General features: G+C 69.0%; 18 protein-coding genes. 13 read left to right on the forward strand and 5 right to left on the reverse strand.

What is annotated here, in order from left to right; all coding sequences use genetic code 11:
• The first annotated feature begins 97 nt into the window (after window positions 1-97).
• Window positions 98-1,108, forward strand: a complete 1,011-nt coding sequence (locus AC30PD_RS05865) for a LysR family transcriptional regulator (RefSeq protein ID WP_489534716.1) — start codon at window positions 98-100, stop codon at window positions 1,106-1,108.
• Between the two features lie 31 nt (window positions 1,109-1,139).
• Here AC30PD_RS05865 and AC30PD_RS05870 read toward each other — a convergent pair whose 3' ends face one another.
• Window positions 1,140-2,219 carry an aminoglycoside phosphotransferase family protein gene (locus tag AC30PD_RS05870; protein ID WP_489534717.1) on the reverse strand — a complete coding sequence of 360 codons (1,080 nt, stop codon included), beginning with the start codon at window positions 2,217-2,219 and terminating at the stop codon, window positions 1,140-1,142.
• 194 nt (window positions 2,220-2,413) lie between these two features.
• Here AC30PD_RS05870 and AC30PD_RS05875 point away from each other — a divergent pair, with 194 nt between their 5' ends.
• From AC30PD_RS05875 to rsmA, 3 genes are read left to right on the forward strand one after another with little or no spacing between them, the layout of a single operon-like run.
• Entirely contained in the window at window positions 2,414-4,855 is a 2,442-nt protein-coding gene (locus tag AC30PD_RS05875; protein ID WP_489534718.1) for an LPS-assembly protein LptD, read from the forward strand.
• Entirely contained in the window at window positions 4,848-6,212 is a 1,365-nt protein-coding gene (locus AC30PD_RS05880; protein ID WP_489534719.1) for a peptidylprolyl isomerase, read from the forward strand. Before AC30PD_RS05875 ends, AC30PD_RS05880 begins: the two co-directional genes overlap by 8 nt.
• A gap of 5 nt (window positions 6,213-6,217) precedes the next feature.
• On the forward strand, window positions 6,218-6,985 hold the full coding sequence (gene rsmA, locus AC30PD_RS05885; protein ID WP_489534720.1) for a 16S rRNA (adenine(1518)-N(6)/adenine(1519)-N(6))-dimethyltransferase RsmA: 768 nt from the start codon (window positions 6,218-6,220) through the stop codon (window positions 6,983-6,985).
• Between the two features lie 41 nt (window positions 6,986-7,026).
• Here rsmA and AC30PD_RS05890 read toward each other — a convergent pair whose 3' ends face one another.
• From AC30PD_RS05890 to AC30PD_RS05905, 4 genes are all read right to left on the reverse strand, one after another.
• Entirely contained in the window at window positions 7,027-7,155 is a 129-nt protein-coding gene (locus tag AC30PD_RS05890; protein WP_489534721.1) for a hypothetical protein, read from the reverse strand.
• A 41-nt stretch (window positions 7,156-7,196) separates the two neighbouring features.
• Complete coding sequence (locus tag AC30PD_RS05895) at window positions 7,197-7,592, reverse strand: barstar family protein (RefSeq protein WP_489534722.1); 396 nt, start codon at window positions 7,590-7,592, stop codon at window positions 7,197-7,199.
• Between the two features lie 58 nt (window positions 7,593-7,650).
• Entirely contained in the window at window positions 7,651-7,962 is a 312-nt protein-coding gene (locus tag AC30PD_RS05900; protein WP_489534723.1) for a guanyl-specific ribonuclease, read from the reverse strand.
• Between the two features lie 405 nt (window positions 7,963-8,367).
• Window positions 8,368-10,722 (reverse strand): NADP-dependent malic enzyme, encoded by a 2,355-nt coding sequence (locus AC30PD_RS05905; RefSeq protein WP_489534724.1) that lies wholly within the window; start codon window positions 10,720-10,722, stop codon window positions 8,368-8,370.
• Between the two features lie 159 nt (window positions 10,723-10,881).
• On the opposite strand from AC30PD_RS05905, the gene AC30PD_RS05910 reads away from it, so the two are divergent.
• The 9 genes from AC30PD_RS05910 to AC30PD_RS05950 all read left to right on the forward strand — a co-directional run bounded on the left by AC30PD_RS05910 (window position 10,882) and on the right by AC30PD_RS05950 (window position 19,399).
• Window positions 10,882-12,975: a sensor histidine kinase gene (locus AC30PD_RS05910; protein WP_489534725.1), complete on the forward strand. Its 2,094-nt coding sequence runs from the start codon at window positions 10,882-10,884 to the stop codon at window positions 12,973-12,975.
• Complete coding sequence (locus tag AC30PD_RS05915; RefSeq protein WP_489534726.1) at window positions 12,972-13,637, forward strand: response regulator transcription factor; 666 nt, start codon at window positions 12,972-12,974, stop codon at window positions 13,635-13,637. The genes AC30PD_RS05910 and AC30PD_RS05915 overlap by 4 nt, the downstream gene beginning before the upstream one ends.
• A gap of 31 nt (window positions 13,638-13,668) precedes the next feature.
• A complete protein-coding gene (thiL, locus tag AC30PD_RS05920) occupies window positions 13,669-14,628 on the forward strand; it encodes a thiamine-phosphate kinase (protein ID WP_489534727.1) in 960 nt (319 codons plus the stop codon).
• Entirely contained in the window at window positions 14,625-15,176 is a 552-nt protein-coding gene (locus tag AC30PD_RS05925; RefSeq protein ID WP_489534728.1) for a phosphatidylglycerophosphatase A family protein, read from the forward strand. The genes thiL and AC30PD_RS05925 overlap by 4 nt, the downstream gene beginning before the upstream one ends.
• Window positions 15,173-15,661 (forward strand): CinA family protein, encoded by a 489-nt coding sequence (locus AC30PD_RS05930; protein WP_489534729.1) that lies wholly within the window; start codon window positions 15,173-15,175, stop codon window positions 15,659-15,661. Before AC30PD_RS05925 ends, AC30PD_RS05930 begins: the two co-directional genes overlap by 4 nt.
• A gap of 10 nt (window positions 15,662-15,671) precedes the next feature.
• On the forward strand, window positions 15,672-16,607 hold the full coding sequence (locus AC30PD_RS05935; RefSeq protein ID WP_489534730.1) for a 2-hydroxyacid dehydrogenase: 936 nt from the start codon (window positions 15,672-15,674) through the stop codon (window positions 16,605-16,607).
• Window positions 16,608-16,666: 59 nt separating this feature from the next.
• A complete protein-coding gene (locus tag AC30PD_RS05940; RefSeq protein ID WP_489534731.1) occupies window positions 16,667-17,716 on the forward strand; it encodes a carboxypeptidase-like regulatory domain-containing protein in 1,050 nt (349 codons plus the stop codon).
• Window positions 17,717-17,813: 97 nt separating this feature from the next.
• Window positions 17,814-18,299: a hypothetical protein gene (locus AC30PD_RS05945; RefSeq protein WP_489534732.1), complete on the forward strand. Its 486-nt coding sequence runs from the start codon at window positions 17,814-17,816 to the stop codon at window positions 18,297-18,299.
• A complete protein-coding gene (locus AC30PD_RS05950) occupies window positions 18,296-19,399 on the forward strand; it encodes a GGDEF domain-containing protein (RefSeq protein WP_489534733.1) in 1,104 nt (367 codons plus the stop codon). The genes AC30PD_RS05945 and AC30PD_RS05950 overlap by 4 nt, the downstream gene beginning before the upstream one ends.
• The last annotated feature ends 10 nt before the right edge of the window (window positions 19,400-19,409 follow it).

The following is a 19,409-nucleotide window of genomic DNA, read 5'->3' on the forward strand; positions in this document are numbered from 1 at the left end:
CATCGATGGGATGAACTGTAGACATTGCCGATGCATCAATAAACCACCTGTGTTTCAATTGCGTATTGCTGAAATAGAAACAAACGAGGGCTTGAAGATGGACCGTCTCCACTCCATGCGCGTGTTTTCCCGGGTGATCGAGCAGGGCAGCTTTGCCGGCGCGGCGCGCGAGCTGAACCTGTCGCCGGCCGTCGTGACGCGCCTGGTGGCCGACCTGGAAGAGCACCTCGGCGCGCGCCTGATCAACCGCACCACGCGCCGGCTCTCGCTCACCGACGTCGGCGAGAACTACCTCGACCGGGTGCGCCACATCCTGACCGAAGTGGACGAAGCCGAGGCCCTGGCCACGGCCGCCACCTCGGAGCCGCGCGGTCACTTGCGCGTGTTGTGCTCACCGGCGTTCGCCGTGCACCAGATCGCCAAGATCCTGCCGAAGTTCCGGGCGCTCTACCCACGCGTGACGCTCGAACTGTCGGTGCCTGGCCCGGTGGAAACGGTGGACGAGAACTTCGACGTGAGCATCCTCACCGAAGGCCGGCGCCCGCTCGACGGCAGCTTCGTGGCGCGGCGCCTGGCGCGTTCGGAAGTGATCGCCTGCGCTTCGCCCGAATACCTTGAAAAACACGGCCGGCCGCAGCACCCGCGTGACCTGGCCAAGCACGAAGCGATGTTGCCCAACTTCCTGCACGAGCTGACCTTCCACGCCGTCAACTGGGCCGGCGAAGACACGGCGGCCGAGACGGTCACACTGCCCGTGCCGCGCCCCGCGCTTGCCACCATCCACACCGACACCATGTACGCCGCCGCGCTGGCCGGCATGGGCATCACCGGCCTGCCTTCGTTCGTGGCCGAAGACGCATTGCTCGAAAACGCGCTCGAGCGCGTGCTGCCGCAGTGGCACATGCTCACGACCACGCTCTACGCCGGCATGCCTACGCGCAAGCACGTGCCGGCGCGCACGCGGGCGTTCGTCGACTTTCTGGTGCAGACCTTCGGCGGCGAAGACCGCGACCCGTGGTTGCTGGCGGCCGGCTGCGAGACGCAGCGCCGCGGCGCGCCACCCAAGGCGGCCGACGAAGCGCAGGCCTCGCTGAGCTTCGCGACCTGATCGACCTGGTCGACCTCTTGCAACTCGACAGCTAGCGGAAGACTTCCATCCGCTCGGCGCCCATCAGAGGCTCGAGCAGGCGCGACAGCGGGCGCAGCGCGTTGTAGCGCGCCGAAACCTTGTGCGCGTAGGCGAAGAAGCGTGGAAGGTCTTCGCTGTACTTCGGTTTGCCGTCGCGGTGTTTCAGGCGGCAGAAGATGCCCAGCACCTTCAGGTGCCGTTGCAGGCCCATCCACTCGGTCTGGCGCCAGAACTCGCCGAAGTCTTCGGGCATCGGCAGACCCGCCTTGCGGGCGGCCTGCCAGTAACGCACGGCCCAGTCGAGCTCCTGCTCTTCTTCCCACGAGATGAAGGCGTCGCGCAGCAGCGAAGCAAGGTCGTAGCTGATCGGGCCGCGCACCGCGTCTTGAAAGTCGAGGATGCCCGGCGAACCGGCGCCATGGGCATCTTTGGCGCAGACCATCAGGTTGCGCGGCATGTAGTCGCGGTGAACCGCGACGGTGGGCTGGGCGAGCGCGCTCTGCACGAGCAGGTCGCAGGCGCCTTGCCACACGGCCTGTTCCTGCGGTGCCCAGGTCACGCCCAGTTCGCGCGCAACGCACCACTCGGGAAACAGCGCCAGTTCGCGGCGCAGCAGCGCGTCGTCGTAAGCGGGCAAGCCACTCGCATCGGCGCGCAACTGCCACTGGATCAGCGCTGCGCTCGCGTCGCGCATCAGCGTGTCGACGGTCGCGCTGTCGCCGCTGATCACGGCCGCCTGCAGCACACCGAGGTAGAGCTGCGCGCCGAGGTCGGTGAGCAGCAGGAAACCATGCGGCACGTCCTGCTCGACCACGCGCGGCGCGTTCAGCCCGGCGCCTTGCAACAGCGTGGCCACGCCGATGAAGGGCCGCACGTCTTCGAGCGGCGGCGGTGCGTCCATCACGATGAAGCTCGCGCCTGACTGGGCGTCGATGCGGAAGTAGCGCCTGAAGCTCGCGTCGGCCGACGCGCCGCGCAGCGTGCCCACGAGCAGGCCGTGGGCCGGCGCCACGCCGTGCAGCCAGGAGTCGAACGCGTGTTGGCGGGCCGGGTCGGCCCATGCGATGAGGTCAGCGGCAGAGTCGCTCAAACGAAGGCCCGATGTGGGTGGCCGGTGGGGTTGTCACCAGCCGTTTTGCAGGCGAGGCAGACAGGTGCCTCGTGGATAATCGATTCTACAAACCACGCTGCCGGGCGGGCGCTGTCGGGACTGCCGGGTGCCCTTCATTCGCGCTGTTGCAGCGCGTGCCGCACGGCGCACCCCACTGTCTGTTGCCCTTGTCCTTGTCACCCCTTCGCCGAACCCACGTCGCAGCGCGCTTGCGCTTCACGCCGCTGGCCGCCGCCATGGTGGCGGGTGGCGTGATGCTGCTGGGCGCACCGGCGCGCGCGCAACAAGACCCCGCACCCGACGGCATCGAGCTGCGGCAGGCCCCGGCGCTGCAGCCTGCTCCGCGCGGTGAGGCCGCGCGCAAGCTGCCGATCATCCTGCAGGCGCAGACGCTGAGCGGGCGGCCCGACCTCGACACCGTGGCCGAAGGCAACGCCGAGTTCCGCCGCGGCGGCACCGTGATCCGCGCGGACCGGCTCGTCTATCAGGCGCCCGACGACCTGGCCATCGGCAAGGGCAACGTGCGCATCAGCCGCGACGGCAACATCTACAGCGGCCCCGAAGTGCAGCTGAAAGTGCAGCGCTTCGAAGGCTTTTTCCTGAACCCGAGTTACCACTTCGGCCGCATCGGCGCCGGTGGCACCGCCGAGCGCGTGGACTTTCTCGACGAGGAGCGCGCGATCGCCTCGCGCGCCACCTACACGAGCTGCCCGGCCGACGGCTCGGGCACGCCGGCCTGGCTGCTCTCGACCGACCGGGTGCAGATCGACCTCGGCAGCAACGAAGGCATCGCCGACAACGCCGTGTTGCGCTTCTACGGCGTGCCGATCCTGGCCGCGCCGCGCCTGAGCTTCCCGCTGAACGACGCGCGCAAGTCGGGCTGGCTGCCGCCGAACTTCGACCTCGACACGAAGAGCGGCTTGCAGTTCTCGATTCCCTACTACTGGAACATCGCGCCGAACCGAGACGCCACCTTCACGCCCGCGCTCAGCACGCGCCGCGGCGTCGGCCTGGAAAGCGAGTTCCGTTACCTCGAACCGGGGCACCGCGGCGAAGTGCGGCTCAACCTGCTGCCGTTCGACCGGCTGACCGACACGCGGCGCTATGCGCTCACCGGCTCGCAGCAGAGCGAGTTCGCCGACGACTTGCGGGCGCAGCTCCACGTGCGCCGTGTTTCCGACGACGACTACTGGAAAGACTTCCCGCGCGACCTGGGCACCCTCACACCGCGCTTGCTGGGTTCCGACTTCGAACTCACGCGGCCGTTCGGAGACGACTGGAACGCCTACGCCCGCGTGCAGCGCTGGCAGGTGTTGCAGACCGCCGACCCCACGACCCGCATCGCCGCGCCCTACGAACGGCTGCCGCAGATCGGCGCGCGCTATGTGCAACGTGTGGGCGGTGGTTTCGACATCGGCTTCGAGGGCGAATACAACCGCTTCAGCAACCCGACCGACGCCGTGACGGTGGCGCGTGCCACCGGCTCGCGGCTGCACGCGCTGGGGAGCGTGAGCCGGCCCTTCGCCACGCCGGGCTGGACGGTCACACCCAAGCTGGCCTTCAACGCCGCCTCTTACTCGCTCGATCAGCCGCTCGCCGATGGCCGCACCAGCGCGTCGCGCGTGATCCCGACGGTGAGCCTCGACAGCAGCTGGGTGCTCGAGCGCGACACCCGGTTCTTCGGCCGCAGCGTGCGCCAGACCCTGGAGCCACGCCTGCTCTACGTCAACACCTCTTACCGCGCCCAGGCCGGGCTGCCGAACTTCGACTCGTCGGCGAAAGACTTCAACTTCGATTCGATCTTCAGCGAAAGCGCGTTCTCGGGGGTCGACAGGGTGTCCGATGCGCACCAGCTCACGGCCGGCCTGACCACGCGCGTGCTCAGCCCCGAGACCGGTGCCGAAGTACTGCGTCTGGGTCTGGCGCAGCGTTACCTGTTCCGCGACCAGCTCATCACGCCGAAAGAGGCCAACCCCGCCGGAAGCACCACGCCGTTCGACCCGTTCTCGGGGGTCGGCCCGCCGCTCACGCAGCGCTTTTCCGATGTTCTGCTGCTCGGCTCGACGACCCTGGTGCCGAGCTGGGCGCTCGAGGCGTCGCTGCAGTACAGCCCCGACAGCAAGCGCCTGGCGCGCTCGATCGTGTCGGCCCGCTATTCGCCCGGCCCGTACCGCACGCTCAGTGCCACTTACCGGCTGACACGCGGCTTGAGCGAACAGGTGGAACTCGGCTGGCAGTGGCCGATCTACGGACCGTTGCCGTCGGGCGTGAATGGCCGCGGGGGCAGCCTGAACAGCGGGTCCGGCGCCAGCTGCCAGGGCAGCTGGTACGGGGTGGGGCGGCTCAACTACAGCACGCTCGAAAAACGCCTGATCGACTCGGTGGTCGGGTTCGAGTACGACGCGGGTTGCTGGATCGGCCGGGTGGTGGCCTCGAGGCTCTCGACAGGGCGCAGCGAAGCCACCACACGCCTGTCGGTGCAGCTCGAACTGGTGGGCTTGTCGCGGCTGAACCTCGGTTCCAACCCGCTCCAGGTCTTGAAGGACAATATTCCCGGGTTCCGACTTCTGCGCGACGATCGCGCTCCGGGGCCCGTACTGAACGCTTATGACTGAACTTTTCTCTCGCCGGCCGGCACCTTCTCGACACGCCGCGGCTCGCTGGGCGGCCTGTGCGGCGCTCGGGCTGGCAGCCTCGCTGGCCCTGGCGCAGACCCGCGCGCCGGCGCGGCCCGTGGTGGCGGGCACCGCCGACTACATCGTCGCCGTCGTCAACCAGGAGCTCGTCACCAACGCCGAGCTGCAGCAGCGCATTGCCCGCATCAGCGAAGGTGCGGCGCGCGAGAAAACTCCGCTGCCGCCGCCCGACGAGTTGCGCAAGCAGGTGCTCGACGTGTTGATCAACGAGCGTGTGCAGGTCACCAACGCCCGCGAGACCGGGCAGCGTCTGGACGAAGCCGAACTCGACCGCGCCGTGATGAACGTGGCGGTGCAGAACAAGATGACGCTGCCGCAGCTGCGCGCCCGGCTGCTGGAGCAAGGGCTGGCCTACGCCGTGTTTCGCAACAACCTGCGCGACCAGATGCTGATGGAGCGGGTGCGCGAGCGCGAGGTGAATGCGCGCATCAAGGTCAGCAACGAAGAGATCGATGCCGCGATCGAGCGCCGCCGCGCGTCGGCCGCAGGCGGCGAGCAGCTCAACCTGGCGCAGATTCTCGTCACGGTGCCCGAAAACGCGAGCCCGGCCGAAGTGAGCCAACGCCAGGCGCGTGCCGAAGCAGCGCTGGCGCGTGTGAAGGGCGGTGAGCCGTTCGACGCCGTGGCGCGAGCCGTCTCGGAAGACGGCAACCGCGCCCAGGGTGGCGTGATCGGCATGCGGCCGGCCGACCGGTTGCCCGATCTGTTCGTCGATTTCGTGAAGCCGCTCAAGGCCGGTGAGGTCGGTGCGACCCTGCTGCGCTCGGGGGCCGGCTTCCACGTGCTCAAGGTGCTTGAGCGCACCCAGGGCCTGGGGGCAGGATTCACGGTGCCGCAAACGCGCGCGCGCCACATCCTGATCCGGCCGTCGGCGCAGCTGTCGCAAGAAGCGGCCGGCCGGCGCCTGGCGGAGTTCAAGGCGCAGATCCTCAGCGGCGCAAAGACCTTCGAGCAGCTTGCCGAGGCCAATTCAGAAGACGGCTCCGCGTCGCGCGGGGGCGACCTCGGCTGGGCCTCGCCCGGCATGTTCGTGCCCGAGTTCGAAGACACGATGAACGGGCTGCCGATCAACGGCATCTCAGATCCCATCATCTCGCGCTTCGGCGTGCACCTGATCCAGGTGCTGGAACGGCGCGACGCCGTGCTCGACACCAAGCAGCAGCGCGAGCAGGTGCGCAACGTGCTGCGCGAGCAGAAGTTCGAAGACGCCTACAGCGACTGGATTCGCGACCTGCGCGGCCGCGCCTACGTCGAGCTGCGCGAGCCGCCGCAGTAAGCGGCGTGGCGCAGCACATCGCACGCAAGCGATTCGGCCAGCACTTTCTGACCGACGGGGCGGTGCTCGACGCGATCGTCGACGCCATCCGGCCCGAACCCGGTGAAGCGCTGGTCGAGATCGGCCCCGGCCTCGGCGCGATGACCGACCCGCTGGTGGCGCGCTGCCACCGGCTCACCGTGATCGAACTCGACCGCGATCTGGCGCAGCGGCTGCGCCAGCGGCCCGAGCTCGAGGTGATCGAAGCCGACGTGCTGCAGGTCGACTTCGCGGCGCTGGCGGCTCGCGCCGGGCAGCGCCTGCGCGTGGTCGGCAACCTGCCGTACAACATCTCCACGCCGATCCTGTTTCACCTGCTCGGCGCCGTCGAACACGTGATCGACCAGCACTTCATGCTGCAGAAGGAAGTCGTCGATCGCATGGCGGCCAAACCCGGAGGCAAGGACTACGGGCGGCTGAGCGTGATGCTGCAATGGCGCTACCGCGTCGAGTCGGTGCTCGATGTGCCGCCCGAGGCCTTCGAGCCGCCGCCACGGGTCGATTCGGCGGTCGTGCGCATGCGGCCCTTGCCGGTGGTGGCGGGCGTCGACGAGGCGCTGCTCGGCGAACTGGTGCGCGTCGCGTTCTCGCAGCGGCGCAAGCTTCTGCGCCACACCCTGGGGCGCTGGCTCGAAGAGCGCCAGTTCAGCGGCGAATTCAACGTTCAGCGTCGCGCTGAAGAAGTGCCGGTGAGCGAGTACCTGGCCCTGGCGGCCGCGATCTCGCTGAAATGATACGAGCCACTCCGGGCGGTGCCCGGAGTGAGCTCAGCTGCTCACGCGGCGTTGAGCCACATGGCCGTGTCGAACGCGCTGCTCATCAAAGGCATGTTCATGCCGAAGCTGCTGTTCGCTGCGCTCTTGGCGGCCGGCTTGGCCGGCTTGTCTGCAATGCTGGGGGCCACATCCGTCGCCCGCTCCCATGACCCGAGTTCTTGGGAGCGGGCTACTGAAAAGAATAGAAGCACCTGAATGCGATCTTTCGCTCGGCCCAGTAGTCGGCCGCGTCGCGAAACACGTCGAGCAACTGCTCGCGCGCTTCGCGGTCGAAGCGCGGGTTGTCGGGCAGCTGCTCGAGCACAACCACGAAGCCGGGCTGCGAGCCCGACTTGTGCACGAGGTCGGTCATGCAGTCGTAGAGCGCGTCGAGGTTCTTGCCGAAGTGCGCAGGGAACATGAATGCCTGTGCAATGCCTTCGAGAACGTCCTGCTTGGACTGGGCCGCGGTCAGGTTCGCGTAGAGAAAGTGCTGGCTGGCGCCTTGCGCCGCTTCCATCAGATCCTCCACGCGGAATGCGCGGATCGATTGAACAATGTTCGGACGGACTGTCTGCAAAAGCATGGTCGCGTTCCTCCTCAAGTCAAAAAACAAACCTCAAAAAACGAACTAGGTTCGGCGCTCACGGTGCGATCTGGCGAAAGCTCGCGTAGTGGTCGCCGGTGTAAAAACAGGCCTTCGGCCGGGCCGGCTCGCGCCCGCCGCAAACGATTCGGCGCGCGCCACGGTCGCGCGACCCTGGCGTGCGAACCGTGTACTCGTGGTAGTAGCCGCGCGGCTGCGCCGGCAGAGCCCGCTCGCGATTGCCGAACACCGACCCGTCCTTGCGGTACGGAAACGGCCCGCCGGCAAGGATCAGGCGATGGGTTTGCTGCGCCTCGGCCGGCAACTCGGCCAGAGCGACCGCCGCACCGGCAAAGGCCGTCTCCGGCACCGGTTCCTTGGCCTGGACTGTACTTGCTGCCAGAACCGACCCCGCCAATGTGACAACCAGCCCCCAGTTGCGTAGGGCTTGCCACCATGGTGGCCGAGCGGAGAAAAACACGGGAAATCCCTGAAATCAGAAGCCGCGATGTTACCGAATCGGCCGTGAAACCTCAAGCCTCTGCCTAAAATTGGTGCAGGCTGATGCGGACGTAAGTGAGTAAACGCTGTCTTCAAAGTCCTTTGAAAAAAAGACTCCGAAGCTCGTAGGGAGGATTCACGAGCACCGTTTTGGCACGCCCGCAGGATAGGCAAGGCCTTCGGGTTTTCCCGGTCATTGTGACGCGGGTGTGAAAGTGCCCGGCAACGGGTTCCACCGGGCGCCGCGCCTCCCGGCGCGGCGTGGCCACAACGATCAGCGTGCGGCGTTGGCGTCGGCCACCGTCAGCGCGGTCATGTTGATGATGCGCCGCACCGTCGCCGAAGGCGTGAGGATGTGCACCGGCTTGGCCGCTCCCAGCAGCACCGGCCCGATCGCGATGCCGCCGCCGGCCGCCGTCTTCAGCAGGTTGTAGCTGATGTTGGCGGCGTCGATGTTCGGCAGCACGAGCAGGTTGGCTTCGCCGGTGAGCGGGCTGTCGGGCATGATTTCCTTGCGGACCGCGGCGTCGAGCGCGGTGTCGCCGTGCATCTCGCCGTCGACTTCGAGCCAGGGCGCCTGCTGCTGCAGCAAGCCCAGCGCGTCGCGCATCTTGACGGCCGAAGGCTGGTTGCTCGAGCCGTAGTTGCTGTGCGAGAGCAGCGCGGCCTTGGGCTGCAGCCCGAAGCGCATCATTTCTTCGGCGGCCATGATCGTGATCTCGGCCAGCTGCGCTGCGGTCGGGTCGTAGTTGACGTGCGTGTCGACCAGCATCACCTGGCGTCCGGGCAGGATCAGCCCGTTCATGCACGCGTAGGTCTGCGCGCCTTCGCGCTTGCCGATGACCTGGTCGATGTAATGCAGGTGCAGCGCGGTCGTGCCCCAGGTGCCGCACAACATGCCGTCGACCTCGCCCGAGCGCAGCAGCATCGCGCCGATCAGCGTCAGCCGCCGCCGCATCTCGATCTTGGCGAGTTGCGCCGTCACGCCCTTGCGCGCGGTGAGCTGGTGGTAGGTCTGCCAATAGTCGCGGAAACGGTGGTCGTTCTCGGTGTTGACGAGGTCGTAGTCGGTGCCGGCCGCCAGGCGCAGGCCGAACTTCTCGACACGCTGCGCGATCACTTCGGGGCGCCCGATCAGCGTCGGCCGGGCCAGGCCTTCGTCGACAACGACCTGCACGGCGCGCAGCACACGCTCTTCTTCGCCCTCGGCGTAGGCGACGCGCTTGTTGAGCGCGCGCTTGGCCATGTTGAAGATCGGCTTCATCGTCGTGCCCGAGGCGTAGACGAAGGTCTGCAGCTTCTCGCGGTACGCGTCCATGTCGGTGATGGGCCGCGCTGCCACGCCCGAGTCGGCGGCCGCTTTTGCCACCGCCGGCGCGATGCGCATCATCAGGCGCGGGTCGAAGGGCTTGGGGATCAGGTTGTCGGGCCCGAAGCTCATGGCCGAGTCGGCATAGGCCGCTGCCACCACTTCGTTCTGCTCGGCCTGCGCGAGCTCGGCGATCGCGTGCACTGCGGCGATCTCCATCTCGATCGTGATCGTGGTGGCGCCCGAGTCGAGCGCGCCGCGGAAGATGTACGGGAAGCAGAGAACGTTGTTGACCTGGTTCGGGTAGTCGCTGCGGCCGGTGGCGATGATCGCGTCGCCACGCACTTCCTTCACTTCTTCAGGCAGGATCTCCGGCGTGGGGTTGGCCAGCGCCAGGATCATCGGGTTCGGCCGCATCTTCGCGACCATCTCCTTCTTCAGCACGCCACCGGCCGACAGGCCGAGGAACACGTCGGCGCCGTCCATCACCTGCGCCAGCGTGCGCTGCTCGGTCTTCTGCGCGAACACGATCTTGTCGGCGTCCATCAGCTCGGTGCGGCCTTCGTAGACCACGCCGGCGAGGTCGGTCACCCAGATGTTCTCGCGCGGCAGGCCGAGCTTGACGAGCAGGCCCAGGCAGGCGAGCGCCGCGGCGCCGGCGCCCGAGGTCACGAGCTTCACGTCCTTGATGTTCTTGCCGCCGACCTTCAACCCGTTCAGGAAAGCCGCGCCGACGACGATCGCGGTGCCGTGCTGGTCGTCGTGGAAGACCGGGATCTTCATGCGCGCGCGCAGCGCCCGCTCGACGTAGAAACAGTCGGGCGCCTTGATGTCTTCGAGGTTGATGCCACCGAAGGTCGGCTCGAGCGCGGCGATCACGTCGATCAGCTTGTCGAGGTTCTTCTCGTCGACCTCGATGTCGTACACGTCGATACCGGCGAACTTCTTGAACAGCACCGCCTTGCCTTCCATCACCGGCTTGGCCGCCAGCGGGCCGATGTCGCCCAGGCCGAGCACGGCGGTGCCGTTGGTGATCACGGCCACCAGGTTGCCGCGCGAGGTGTACTTGAACGCGTTGGCCGGGTCGGCCACGATCTCTTCGCAGGCCGAGGCCACGCCGGGCGAGTAGGCCAGCGCCAGGTCGCGCTGGTTCACCATCTGCTTGGTGGCGTGGATCGCCACCTTGCCCGGTGTCGGGAACTCGTGGTACTCGAGCGCGGCGCGGCGCAGCTCGGCGGCCTTTTGATCGGCGTTGTTCATGGTGGGCTGTCTCGTTCGTTGTGGGGTCGTCGCGCCGGAGGCGTGAAGCGATCGCGCCATGCGTTCGAGCCGGCATTGTAGGAGCCGACCGTGACCACAAAGCGCGCTTGCCGCGCGCAGTCTGACGCCGGGTTGCAGCCTGCGCCATGCGCGAAACTGCGTAGCGGCGCAGCGCTGGCATCCACCATACTGCTCGGCGCACTCCGGCCCGCGACCTGCATGATCGATCAGCCGCCTTCTTCCACCAGTTCGGCGCGTGCCTGGCCGATGCGCCGGCTCGCGCTCTGGGGCGCGCTCGTCGCGCTGCTGGTCGTGGCGCAGTCGCTGCTGGTGTGGCTGACGATCAGCTACGAACGCAACCGCGCGCAGGAACAGGTCGACGCCGCCACCGCCGCGGCCGCGGCCGAGCTGCGCCAGAGCCTGCTGCGGCACCAGCAGAGCCTGCAGGCGCTGCTGTGGAACGAGCCCGCGCCGGCGGTCTGGCATGCCGAGGCCACCACGCTGCTGCGCACGCACCGCGAGTTGCTGCGCGTCGAACGCCGCGACACGCAGATGCGCATCACCGACGCCGCCGACTCACCGCTTCAGGTGCCGCTGTTCGCGCACTTCCGGCGCGCCGATCTCGACTTCGACTTGCAGGTCGCGTGCAACGCGGCCCAGCGTTTCACCACGCCGCTGTTTTCGCGCAGCTACTTCGTGCCGCGTGCCGACGGCCTGGGCGTCGAGGTCATCGACCTGTGCATTCCCCTGCTCAGCGCCGGCCGGCCCGACGGGTTTGTCAGCGCCACGGTCGCACTGGCGCAGCTGCTCGACGAGACGATCGCGCCCGACATCACCCGCGGCCACGAGCTCTCGTTCGTCGAAACCGACGGCACCCGTGTCGCGCGCGCCGGCCGGCAGCGCGGCGCGGGCGTCTACGTGGCCGAGCGGCTGGTCGACCTGCCGGGACAGTCGCTGCAACTGCGGCTCGACAGCCACAGCGGCGGCCCGCAGCTCATCCCCAACCTCGCGGTGGCGCTCGTGCTCGGCCTGTCGCTCGCGCTCGCCGCGGTGGTCGTGCTGCTCGCGCGCGACGTGCGCCTGCGCGCCGGGGCCGAAGGCGCGCTGGCCGAAGCGCTGGCCTTTCGCAAGGCGATGGAAGATTCGCTCGCCACCGGCCTGCGCGCGCGCGACCTGACCGGGCGCATCACCTACGTGAACCCGGCGTTCTGCGAGATGGTGGGTTTCACGGCGGCCGAACTGCAGCGCAGCGAAACCCCGCCGTACTGGCCACCCGAGCTGGCCGCGCAATACGCCAGCCGGCAGAAGGTGCGCCTGGGCCGCAAGGCCGAAGAGCAGACGCCGCAGGAATCGCGCGAGGGCTTCGAGACCACCTTCATCAAGCGCAGCGGCGAACGCATCTCGGTATTGATCTTCGAAGCGCCGCTGGTCGACGGCAGCGGCCGCCACACCGGCTGGATGAGCGCGGCGCTCGACATCAGCGCGCAGCGCCGCGTCGAAGAACTGGCGCGCCAGCAGCAGGAGCGGCTGCAGGCCACGGCGCGGCTGGCCACCGTGGGCGAGATGGCCTCGTTGCTGAGCCACGAACTGAACCAGCCACTCGCCGCGATCGCCAGCTACGCCGCCGGTTCGATGAACCTGCTCGACACGCACCGCGAGAGCCCCGACCCCGACGCCTTGCCGCTGCTGCACCAGGCCGCGCAGCGCATCGCCGAGCAGGCCGAGCGCGCCGGGCGTGTGATCAAGAGCGTGCACGACTTCGTGCGCCGGCGCGAGCAGCCGCGCGAAGCGTGGCGTGTCGACGTGCTGATCGACGCGGTGCTGCCGCTGGCGCGGCTGCAGGCGCGCAAGAGCGGCACCCGCATCGAGGTCGACCTGCCGGCGCAGCCGCTGCGCGTGGTGTGCGACCGCACGATGATCGAACAGGTGCTGCTCAACCTCACGCGCAACGGCATCCAGGCCATGGAAGACGGCACGGCCCTGGCCGACCGCGTGCTCGGCCTGCGCGTGCGCCAGAGCCAGGCGCGCTGGGTCGAGTTCAGCGTGGTCGACCACGGCCCGGGCATCGCCCCCGACGTGGCGCGACGCCTGTTCACGCCGTTCTTCACGACCCGCAGCGAAGGCATGGGCCTCGGCCTGAGCCTGTGCCGCACGGTGATCGAACAGCACGGCGGTGTGCTCGACTTCCAGAATCTCGAGTCGGCCGAGTCGGCGCGGGGCGTGGGCACCGAATTCCGGTTCACACTGCCGGCCGAAGTGTCCGATTCCGCCAAACGCGACCGCGCCGTCGCCCGCGAGCTCATGCCACCATGATCCAGCCTCTTGCGCCCGCCCTCGGCCGGCCGATGGTCTACCTCGTCGACGACGAAGAAGTGGTGCGCGACGCGCTCGCCTGGCTGTTGCGCTCGCGCCGCCTGCTCTCCGAATCCTTCGGCAGCGCCGAGGCCTTCGAGCAGTTCCTTGACGGCCTGCCTGCCACCTCGAAAGACGCCTGGCCCGGCGCCCCGAGCTGCCTGCTGCTCGACGTGCGCATGCCCGGCATGAGCGGCCTGGCGCTGTTCGATCGCCTGAGCGAGCGCGGCGTGCTGGCTGCGCTGCCGGTGATCTTCCTGACCGGCCACGGCGACGTGCCCACGGCCGTCGGCGCCGTCAAGCGTGGCGCTTTCGACTTCGTCGAGAAGCCGTTCTCCGACAACGCGCTCGTCGACCGCATCGAGCAGGCGCTTCAGCAGAGCGAGGTGGCGATCCGGGCGCGGCTCGAACGTGCGGCCCGCGCCGAGCGCCTGTCAGAACTCACCGAGCGCGAGCTCGAGGTGATGAAACTCGTGGTCGAAGGCCGCCCCAACAAGCTGATCGCCGACGCGCTCGACATCAGCGTGCGCACCGTCGAAGTCCACCGCGCGCGCGTGTTCGAGAAGATGGACGTGAAGTCGGCCGTCGAACTGGCCAACCTGCTGCGCGATCGGCCGGCCTGAAGTGCGGCGCCCCGCGGGCGACAATGCGCACATGGCCCTCGGCGAATTCGACCTCATCGCGAAGTACTTCACCCGCAGCGTGAAGCGCGCGGCGCTCGGCGTGGGCGACGACTGCGCGCTCTTCGCCACCTCGCCCGGCACGCAGCTCGCGGTGTCGAGCGACATGCTGGTCGAGGGCCGCCACTTCCTGCCCACGGTCGCGCCGCAGCGGCTGGGCCACAAGGCGCTCGCGGTCAACCTGAGCGACCTCGCGGCCTGCGGTGCGAGGCCGGTCGCTTTCACGCTCGCGCTGGCGCTGCCGCGCGTCGACGAGAGCTTTCTCGCGGGGTTCGCGCAAGGCCTGCTCGCGCTCGCCGACCAGCACGAGTGCGAACTGATCGGTGGCGACACCACGCAGGGCCCGCTCAACCTGTGCATCACCGTGTTCGGCGAAGTGCCCACCGGCCAGGCGCTGCTGCGCTCGGGCGCGCGCGCCGGAGACGACCTCTATGCGAGCGGCACGCTCGGTGACGCACGCGCCGCGCTCGAGGTGTTTCGCGGCACCCTCGCGCTGCCCGGGCCGGCGTTCGACAGCGTGCGCCTGGCGATGGAAACACCGCAGCCGCGGGTCGCGCTCGGCACCGCGCTGCGTGGCATCGCCACCAGCGCGATCGATGTGTCCGACGGCCTGCTCGGTGACCTGGCGCACGTCCTGCGGCGCTCGAACGTGGGCGCGACCGTCGAGGTCGATGCGCTGCCACGCAGTGCGGTGCTCGCCACGCTGCCGGCCGAACTGCAGCACGAGTTCACCTTGGCCGGTGGTGACGACTACGAGCTCGTGTTCAGCGCGCCGCCAGCGTGCGCCGAGCAGGTGCAGGCCGCGGCGCAGCGGGCCAACGTGCAGGTCACGCGCATCGGCCGCATCGACAGCGAAGCCGGCCTGCGCCTTGTGGACGGAGCCGGGCAGGCGGTCGAGAACCGGTTCGTGTCGTTCGACCACTTCAAGTCATGAACACCCGGCCCGCGCTCGACCCGCCGGTCGCCACCGCGCCGCGCAAGCCCACGTGGCGCTTCATGCTCGCGCACCCGGCGCACGCCATCGCGCTCGGCTTCGGCAGCGGCCTGTCGCCGGTGGCGCCGGGCACGGTGGGCACGCTGTGGGCCTGGGTGGCGTTCGTGGTGCTGCAGCCGCACATGAGCCCGTTGCGATGGGCGATGCTGCTGCTGCTGAGCGCGCTGGCCGGCTGGTGGGCCTGCACGGTCACCGCGCGCCACATGGCGGTGGCCGACCCGGGTGCGATCGTCTGGGACGAAGTCGTCGCGTTCTGGCTCGTGCTCTGGCTGGTCACGCCGGCGGGGTGGTGGGCGCAGTTCTGGGCTTTCGTGCTGTTCCGCTTTTTCGACGCGGCCAAACCCGGCCCGGTGGCCTGGGCCGACGCGTACTTCAAGGGCCGGCGCGGCCAGCCGGTGGGCTGGGCACAGGGCTTCGGCATCCTGTTCGACGACCTGGTCGCCGCGCTCTGCACGTTGCTCGTGATCGCGCTGTGGAGGTTCCTGTGAAGCAGTTCGAAGCGGCCGTGCTCGCGCTCGCCGATGTGCTGCGCGCGAAAGGCGCGAAGATCGCCACCGCCGAGTCGTGCACCGGCGGCTTGATCGCGGCGGCCTGCACCGCGGTGGCGGGTTCGAGCGACTGGTTCGAGCGCGGCTTTGTCACCTACTCGAACGAAGCCAAGAGCGAGCTGCTCGGCGTCGATGCCGTGCTCATCCAGCGTGTGGGAGCGGTCAGCGAAGAAGTCGCGCGGGCCATGGCCGAAGGGGCGTTGTCGCATTCGCGCGCGCAACTCGCCGTCGCCGTGACCGGCATCGCCGGGCCCGGTGGCGCCACCAAGGGCAAACCGGTCGGCACGGTCTGGCTCGGGCTGGCGCGGCGTGGCGGTGCAACGCACAGCGAGTTGCTGCAACTCGGTGGCGACCGGGCCGCGGTGCGCGAGCAGACGGTGCAGCACGCGCTGGCGCGTTTGCTCGGCGCGGCCTCGTCGACCTGAACGCTGCGGCATGGCCACCCTGATCGCCGCCGATTTCAGCGCCGAAGAGTGGGCCGACTGGTGGCCGGCGCTCGCGGCGGCGATGCCGGGTGAAGAGTTCGTGCGCGCTGGCGACCCCTTCGATCGCGAGCGCATCGAGGTCGCGCTCGTCGCCAACCCGCCGATCGGTGCGCTGCAAGGCCTGCCGCGCCTGCGCTTCATTCAGTCTTTGTGGGCCGGCGTCGACCGCCTGCTGCTCGACACCAGCGTGCCGGCCGGCGTGCCGCTGGCGCGCATGGTCGACCCGTCGATGAACGCGGCGATGGCCGAGACCGCACTGTGGGCCGTGCTCGGCCTGCACCGCCGGTTCTTCCACTACGCCGTGCAGCAAGGCGCGGCGCACTGGCAACAGCACGCGCCGCAGCGTGCCGACGAGATCGGCGTGGCGGTGCTCGGCCTCGGCCAGATGGGCCGTGCGGCGGCACGCGCGATCGCGCAGCGCGGCTACCGTGTGTCGGGTTGGAGCGCGAACCCGGCGGTGCTCGAAGGTGTCGCCACGGCGAGCGGTGACGCTGCGTTGAGCGCGCTCCTGGCCTCGGCGCACATCGTCGTCAACCTGCTGCCGCTCACGCCAGCCACGCGCGGCTTGTTCAGCGCCGCGAGGTTCGCGCAAATGATGCCCGGCGCGAGCCTCGTCAACCTGGCGCGCGGCGCGCACGTGGTCGACGCCGACCTGCTCGCCGCGCTCGACAGCGGGCAGCTGCAACACGCCGTGCTCGACGTGTTCAGCACCGAGCCGTTGCCGGCCGAGCACGCTTACTGGCGCCACCCGCAGGTCACGGTTCTGCCGCACGTGGCGGCCCAGACCGACCCGCGCAGCGCGGCCTCGATCGCGGCCGACAACCTGCGCGCCTTCCGTGCCGGGCGCACCCCGTCGCACCTGGTCGAGCGCGGCCGCGGTTACTGAATGACGCTGAAGCGTGGGCCCGGCGGGGGCACAATTTGCGCTCGAACGGAGGCCACGCGATGAACCCGAACCTGCTCCTGCGTTGCCGTGCGGTCGCTGCGCTGGTGGCTGCCACCCTGATGAGCGCGTGCGGCGGGGGTGGCGACTTTTCTCTGGGTGGGCAAGGCTCGGCCAGCCTCTCGGGCACGGCCGCCACCGGCCGGCCGATCGCCGGCGCGACCGTCACGCTGAAAGACGTGGCCGGCCGCAGCGCCACGCAGACCACACGCAGCGATGGCAGCTACAGCTTCGACGACGTGTCGGGTTTTGTCTGGCCGGTGGTGGCACGCGTCGAAGGTGGCACGCTGGCCTGCGGCGCGCAGGCCGGGTGCACGCCCGCACCGAACACGCAGCGTTACGTGGGCGTGTCGCTCGGCTCGCGGGCCGCGCAGAACACGCTCAACCTCACGCCGATGTCGCACGCCGTGGTCAGCTCGGCCGCGCGCTTCGACGCCAACGGCCTGTTCGATCTGCCGCTCGGCCTGCTGCTGATCGACCCGTTCGACCTGATCGACGCCACCGTGAACGTGCTCGACTGGCTGGTCCGGCTCGACCCCGAAGCGCTGCTGCCGCGCAACATCAACTTCGTGAACGGGCCGTTTGTCGCCACGCCCGCCGACGCTCACGACGCCGCGCTCGATCTGCTGCAGGTCGTGTTCACGACGCTGCTGATCGACTCGCCGGACTTCGTGCTGCTCGTGCTCACCAGCCCTGCGGGTGGCGCCACCCCAGCCGCGCCACTCTATTGCGACGTGGCCGGCAGCTACCAGGGCAGCTACTCGGGCACCAGCCAGGGCAGCTGGTCGGCGACCATCGACGCTTACACCGGCCTCGTGGCCGGCAGCGCCAGCAACCCGGCCGGTGGCGCGCAGGTGCCCGGCCTCGGCACGGTGGTGCGCCTGGGCCTCGGCGCGCAGCGGGTGTCGGCGGCACTGGGCTTCGCGGGGCTGGCGCAGTTCGCGGGCGGCATCGATTCAGCGCGGCAGTTCACGGGCGTGTGGAGCAGCGCCACCGAACTGGGTGGCACGTTCACGGGGCAACGCGCGAGCACGGCCACGGCCTGCCGCTGAAGCGCCGGCGGGAAGCGAGTCGGCATCTACACTGACGAGCCGTCGTTGCCGAGGGTCGGCCGATGCTCGTGCTGACGGCCCCCCCGAGGACCACCCCATGCCTGTCGACCCCAAGACCTTTCTGCTCGTCCACGTGCTGCTCAGCCTGGTCGGCATTTTCTCTGGCCTGGTGGTCGTCGGCGGGCTCATGGCCGGCGTGCTGTTCCGGCGCTGGGCCGGGCTGTTCCTGGTGACCACCGTGCTGACCAACCTGACCGGGTTCGGGTTTCCGTTCGTGCAGTTGCTGCCCTCGCACATGGTGGGGGCGCTGTCGCTGCTGGTGCTGCTCGGGGCCATCGTGGCGCTGTATCTGAAGCATCTCGAAGGCGCCTGGCGAAGGGCCTTCGTCGTGCTCAGCGTGGCAGCGCTCTACCTGAACGTCTTCGTGCTGCTGGCGCAGCTGTTCGCGAAGATTCCGGCGATGGCGATGCTCGCCCCCAGCCCGGCGGCGCCGGTCTTCGGGGCGACACAAGGCCTCGTGCTGCTGCTCTTCGTCGTGCTCGGCGTGGCGTCGGCCCAGGGCTTTCGAAACACGCGCGCGTGACGCCTGAATCGCGCCTGAACCCGCGCGGCCCGACGCCGGCCGGGCAGCTCAAGCGTGTGGTGCTGATGGCCATCCTGGCCCTGAGCTGGCTGAGCTCGGGTGCTGCCTGGGCCCTGATGGAATCGCGCGGCCAGTCGTCGCCCGTGCTGCGGGGCGTGTTCGGCCTGAACATGGTGTTTCACCCGACCGTGTTCGTGATCGTGTGGAAGCGCCTGCTGCCACCGCAGGTCGTCGACATGGCCTGCCTGTTGTTCGCGGCCGGCCTGTGCGCCGTGTGCATGGCGCTGCGCCTGTACTCGCCGACGTTCGGTGCGAGCATCGACCTGCAGCCGCTGTACCTGTGGATCCCGGTCATCTACGTGTTCGTGTTCACGCTGGCCGGCCACCGCGCGAGCCTGCGGATCTCGCTGGCGATCCTGGCCTTGTTCGTCTCGATCAGCCTGCCCTATCTGGCCGGTGGTGCAGAGCAACCCTTCGCCAACTTCACCGTGCAGCTGCACATGGTGTCGGCGGTGTTGATCGGCGCGCTGTACTTCTTCTCGAGCTACCAGCTGCGCTTCCAGATGGCGCAGGTCACCGCCGACGAACTGGCGCGCCTCGTCAATACCGACGAGCTCACGCAGCTGGCCAATCGGCGGCGCGTGGCCGAAGTGATCGAGGCCGAGCTGCAACGTTTCGCGCGCTACGGCCACGTGTTCTCGATCGTGCTGATCGACGTCGATCACTTCAAGGCCATCAACGACCGTTACGGGCACAGCGCCGGCGACAAGACGCTCGTGGCGCTGGCAGCACGGGCGCTGGCCGAACTTCGGCACGTCGACACGCTGGGCCGCTGGGGTGGCGAGGAGTTCATCGTCGTTCTGCCGGAAACACGCTTCGACGAAACCTGCCGCAAGGCAAGCGCTTTGTGTGAACACATCGCCGCCACGCCGCTCGTCGGCGACCACCGCGTGACCATCAGCGCCGGGGTGACCAGCGTGAGCGCGGGCGACACCGCCGACACCTTGCTGCAGCGCGCCGATGCAGCGCTGTATGCCGCCAAGGGCACCGGGCGCAACCGGGCCGAAGGCGTGGCGGGTCAGCCGATCGAGCAGCGCTGACGCCCGCGCC

This window comes from Rhizobacter sp. (genome assembly GCF_032229685.1).
Lineage (GTDB): Bacteria > Pseudomonadota > Gammaproteobacteria > Burkholderiales > Burkholderiaceae_C > LMDS01.

Coding starts and splice junctions, on each gene's coding strand:
- AC30PD_RS05865 (WP_489534716.1), top strand. CDS start 98: ATGGACCGTCTCCACTCCATGCGCGTGTTTTCCCGGGTGATCGAGCAG.
- AC30PD_RS05880 (WP_489534719.1), top strand. CDS start 4,848: ATGACTGAACTTTTCTCTCGCCGGCCGGCACCTTCTCGACACGCCGCG.
- AC30PD_RS05895 (WP_489534722.1), bottom strand. CDS start 7,592: ATGCTTTTGCAGACAGTCCGTCCGAACATTGTTCAATCGATCCGCGCA.
- AC30PD_RS05905 (WP_489534724.1), bottom strand. CDS start 10,722: ATGGCGCGATCGCTTCACGCCTCCGGCGCGACGACCCCACAACGAACG.
- AC30PD_RS05910 (WP_489534725.1), top strand. CDS start 10,882: ATGATCGATCAGCCGCCTTCTTCCACCAGTTCGGCGCGTGCCTGGCCG.
- AC30PD_RS05915 (WP_489534726.1), top strand. CDS start 12,972: ATGATCCAGCCTCTTGCGCCCGCCCTCGGCCGGCCGATGGTCTACCTC.
- thiL (WP_489534727.1), top strand. CDS start 13,669: ATGGCCCTCGGCGAATTCGACCTCATCGCGAAGTACTTCACCCGCAGC.
- AC30PD_RS05925 (WP_489534728.1), top strand. CDS start 14,625: ATGAACACCCGGCCCGCGCTCGACCCGCCGGTCGCCACCGCGCCGCGC.
- AC30PD_RS05935 (WP_489534730.1), top strand. CDS start 15,672: ATGGCCACCCTGATCGCCGCCGATTTCAGCGCCGAAGAGTGGGCCGAC.
- AC30PD_RS05940 (WP_489534731.1), top strand. CDS start 16,667: ATGAACCCGAACCTGCTCCTGCGTTGCCGTGCGGTCGCTGCGCTGGTG.
- AC30PD_RS05945 (WP_489534732.1), top strand. CDS start 17,814: ATGCCTGTCGACCCCAAGACCTTTCTGCTCGTCCACGTGCTGCTCAGC.